The following is a 4,253-nucleotide window of genomic DNA, read 5'->3' as shown; positions in this document are numbered from 1 at the left end:
TTATGCTGCCACGCTCTTTTGTGCGGTTGTCGGCAGGGCGTGAAAAGATGAATGATCAGATGCAAGCATTGTGTTTTATGGCGGGTGCAAATTCGGTGTTTTATGGCTGTAAATTGCTGACAACACCCAATCCAGAAGAAGATAGTGATGTACGGTTGTTCTCACGCTTGGGGATTAACGCGGCAGCATCGGTAACTGAGCAGGGAGATAATGCACTGTCAGACCAATTGGCGGAGCAGGTTATGCAGGCCGAACCGCAGACCAGCAATAGCCTGTTTTATGATGCAACGGTTCAGAAGGCACAATATCAAACATATCAAACTCAGGTGCAGCATCAAACACAGGTACAGCGCGGATGAGCTGGCAGCATAAAATCAGTAGTGCACTGGCAGCTCGTGAAGCACAAGGGTTGTTGCGCCGACGCGTGATCAATCAGCACGGCAGCGATCGCACGGTGAAGATAATAGAACAGATTACGGGCTCTCATCAGCCAGATACCCATCAACCTGAATCATCTACCTATTTAAATTTTGCCGCGAATGACTATCTGGGGTTGGCTAAAAATCCGCAGATTGTGGCTGCATGGCAAGCGGGATTACATCAATACGGTGCGGGAAGTGGGGCATCTGGCCACGTTTCAGGGCACACCCGAGCACATGCTGAGTTTGAAGCGCAGTTGGCAGACTGGCTGGGATATGATCGCGCCTTGCTGTTTATCAGCGGGTTTAGCGCAAATCAGGCGGTGGTGCAGGCGCTGTGTGGCGAGGGCGACAACATTGTTGCCGATAAACTCAGCCATGCCTCGTTGATTGAAGCGGCAATGCTCTCTCCGGCCACCTTACGGCGCTTTGCGCATAATGATCTGTCTGCGTTATCGCGCATGCTAGAAAAACAGGCTCGTGTGCTAGAAAAGCAGACCAGCCGTTCATCATTGGCTGGAAATACCCTGATTATCACTGAAGGCGTATTCAGTATGGATGGCGATCTTGCTCCACTGGCGGAGTTACAACGTCACGCAGGTCAGCATTCTGCGTGGTTGCTGGTCGATGATGCGCACGGTATTGGTATTCATGGCCCGCAAGGGCGGGGAAGTTGTGCACAAGCTGGCATCAAACCCGATATCTTGGTTGTCACCTTTGGCAAAGCATGGGGTGTTGGGGGGGCTGCGGTGTTGTGCTCACAGGCGGTGGCTGAATATCTGTTGCAGTTCTCCCGCCATCTGATTTATAGCACGGCAATGCCTCCGGCACAGGCCTGCGCACTGCAAGCGGCGCTACGTTGTGTACAGCAGGCCGATGAGCAGCGTGCTCATTTACGCCAACTGATTAGTCAGTTTCAGCAGGGCTGTCGTGATCTTCCCTTTACACTGCAGGCCTCTGATACACCTATACAGCCTCTTATTTTGGGGGATAACCACACAGCAGTGACTCTGGCCAGCCGCTTGCACCAGCATGGGATATGGGCACCGGCCATTCGCCCACCTACGGTCGCCCCCGGTAGTGCGCGTTTGCGGATCACACTGACTGCCGCACATACACCCGCTGATATTTCACATCTGCTAACCACACTGCACACAGAAGCACGACAAATAGCAGCACTGCATACCAAAACTGCTACTGAGGCCGCGGATGTATAATCATTTTGCTTCCCATAATACACAAATTGCGGCCCGTTTTAGTAAAGCGGCGGCCAGTTATGACAGTGCCGCGGCACTGCAGCGTGAAATCGGGCACGACTTGATGCAGTTAGCCGATATTCCTGCCGGTATTTTGCTGGATATAGGGTGCGGCACCGGATATTTCAGCCGTCAATGGCAGCAACGCGGGCACAGCGTGATTGCACTCGATATTGCCGAAGGCATGCTGGCCGTTGCCGCCGCACAGCAAAGCGCTGAATGCTATGTGTGTGCAGATATGGAATCTATTCCGTTACCTGATAATTCGGTGGATACCTGTTTTACCAGTCTGGCCATTCAGTGGAGCAGAAATTTGCCACAGGTGTTTCGTGAGTTAACCCGGATTACTCGTCCTGGGGGGAAAATTCTGTTTGCTACTTTATTGGAAAATACCCTGTCTGAATTAAGAGCGAGCTGGCATGCGGTTGACCCGAATATTGATCTGGATGCGCATGTGAATGCATTTCTTTCGATTAATCAAATAAATATTGCGCTGGCGCAAGCAGGAATTTCGCACCATCACCTAAACTTCAGCACGAAAAAAGTGATGTACCCCAGTGTTGTTGCCTTAATGCGTGATCTTAAAGCGATCGGCGCAAACCATGTCCACCGTGAACGGAGATCGGGTCTGGGGGGAAGGCGACAATTGGCTGAACTGGAGCGGCACTATCGCGAAAAATTTCAACAGCAAGCGATGCTACCAGCCAGCTATGACGTGTGTTGTGGAGTAATAGTCAATGAGTAAGCGTTTTTTTGTTACGGGCACCGATACCGAAGTGGGTAAGACTGTGGTTAGCCGTGCCTTTATGCAGGCTGCTGCCAGTATGGGGCACTCGATTGTTGGCTATAAGCCCATTGCATCGGGTTGTACAGAAACCGAAGAGGGGCTGCGCAACAGCGATGCTCTGGTCTTACAAAGTTCAGCCTCTGTTGCCGTACCTTATGAGCTGGTGAATCCGATAGCACTGCGTGAGCCTATCTCTCCGCATTTGGCTGCCAAGCTTGACGGGATTGATATTGATTTTATGCATCTTTCAAAAGGTGTCACAACGCTAGAATCACAGGCTGAACTGGTTCTGGTTGAAGGGTGTGGCGGCTGGCGAGTGCCGGTGACAGACAAACAGAGCCTGTCTGAGTGGGTTGTGGGTGAAAAAATGCCGGTGATCCTAGTGGTAGGCATTAAACTCGGTTGTCTGAATCATGCCATTCTTACGGCGGAGTCTATCGCCAATGATGGTGTTGAACTGGTTGGCTGGGTAGCAAACCGCGTTAATCCGTGCCTGACACACTATGCTGAATTAATTCAAACCCTGCGTGCGCGTATGCCAGCACCGCAGTTAGGTGAGATCCCGTATATCTCTCGCCCTGAAAAACAGCAGTTAGGTAAATATATGGATTTAACACCGCTGCTCGGTTAGTGAAACAAAATGCAGACGCACAAAAAAGGCACTTTAAAAGTGCCTTTTTACTGGTTGCTAGACTACCGTGCTGTCTTGCTTGTGATTACTCAGCGGCCAATATGCAGGCTGAATCACTGTTATCGGCATGGGAATAACGCGGGTTTTGCTCTAATCCCAACACTTCACAAGCTTCTTCGTAACTTTTGCCTAAGTGACAGCGTAAAATATCAATCGCAACCAAGTAGTTTTCTTTATCAGCCATGGGGTCTCCTTACCTGAGTGGCGTGTAATATCATTGTTCCCTTGTATACATTCACTATCAGCTATAGATCGCATTTTCGCAAGTAAGACTATAGTCGTAATACAATGCTGCGTGCTGTCATCTTTGTTCTACTGCCGACCAAGGGCACGCTCTACCATGCTGTTAATCCTCCAGTGCTATCATGCTGGTTTTACTGATTTTTTATATTTCCAGCATCTACGCCCAGCCATTTTTAAAACAGACACGCCTTAAATTCAGTCCAGAACGTTGGATTTATTCACATTCCATATCGTATTTTAGGGTGGCTAGAAGTGATCTCTATCACTTATTTTAAATTAAAATATTGATGTAGGTCGTTAAAATGAAAAAGAATATGTCTAAAATGCTTGAAAGATGACATTCAGGCTCTATGATGCCTGTAATTCTACTCATGATTCGACTCTAAGGACGTAACGCTTATGATGCGTATTGCATTGTTCCTTTTAACCAACCTTGCGGTGATGATGGTCTTCAGTCTAGTACTGAGCCTGACCGGTATTCAATCGAGCAGTGTGGCTGGATTAGCTATTATGGCTGGTCTGTTTGGGTTTGGTGGTTCACTGATCTCACTGATGATGTCTAAATGGATGGCCTTGCGTTCGGTGGGAGCCGAGGTTATTGAGCAACCTCGCAATGAAGTCGAGCGCTGGTTGATGGAGACCGTTCGTCAACAGGCACAGCAGTCAGGCATTGCAATGCCGCAAGTGGCTGTGTATCACTCAATGGATATCAATGCATTTGCAACCGGCCCGAGCCGTAATAATTCGCTGGTGGCAGTCAGCAGTGGTCTGCTAGATAGCATGACCCGTGATGAAGCCGAAGCTGTACTGGCTCATGAAATCAGCCATGTGGCAAATGGTGATATGGTCACGATGAC

General features: G+C 49.3%; 5 protein-coding genes and 1 pseudogene. 5 read left to right on the top strand and 1 reads right to left on the bottom strand.

From position 1 onward, the window contains the following. The 4 genes and pseudogenes from ACRC27_RS02340 to bioD all read left to right on the top strand — a co-directional run. Positions 1 to 293, top strand: a pseudogene (locus ACRC27_RS02340) (biotin synthase BioB); the annotation flags it as partial. Between the two features lie 62 nt (positions 294 to 355). Beyond that, on the top strand, positions 356 to 1,636 hold the full coding sequence (bioF, locus tag ACRC27_RS02335; protein ID WP_438639106.1) for an 8-amino-7-oxononanoate synthase: 1,281 nt from the start codon (positions 356 to 358) through the stop codon (positions 1,634 to 1,636). After that, on the top strand, positions 1,629 to 2,420 hold the full coding sequence (gene bioC / locus ACRC27_RS02330; protein ID WP_438631239.1) for a malonyl-ACP O-methyltransferase BioC: 792 nt from the start codon (positions 1,629 to 1,631) through the stop codon (positions 2,418 to 2,420). Before bioF ends, bioC begins: the two co-directional genes overlap by 8 nt. Next, a complete protein-coding gene (gene bioD / locus ACRC27_RS02325) occupies positions 2,413 to 3,093 on the top strand; it encodes a dethiobiotin synthase (protein ID WP_438624132.1) in 681 nt (226 codons plus the stop codon). The genes bioC and bioD overlap by 8 nt, the downstream gene beginning before the upstream one ends. 85 nt (positions 3,094 to 3,178) lie before the next feature. Here bioD and ACRC27_RS02320 read toward each other — a convergent pair whose 3' ends face one another. Then, positions 3,179 to 3,337: a hypothetical protein gene (locus ACRC27_RS02320; protein WP_438639105.1), complete on the bottom strand. Its 159-nt coding sequence runs from the start codon at positions 3,335 to 3,337 to the stop codon at positions 3,179 to 3,181. A gap of 458 nt (positions 3,338 to 3,795) precedes the next feature. On the opposite strand from ACRC27_RS02320, the gene htpX reads away from it, so the two are divergent. Continuing rightward, positions 3,796 to 4,253: protease HtpX (gene htpX, locus ACRC27_RS02315; RefSeq protein WP_438639104.1), on the top strand; the 458-nt coding region annotated here is incomplete at its 3' end.

Source organism: Plesiomonas sp., assembly GCF_051650925.1.
GTDB lineage: Bacteria > Pseudomonadota > Gammaproteobacteria > Enterobacterales > CAMTGL01 > Plesiomonas.
Note: the sequence above shows the minus strand (reverse complement) of the source record. Positions and strands in the feature narration are given on the sequence as shown.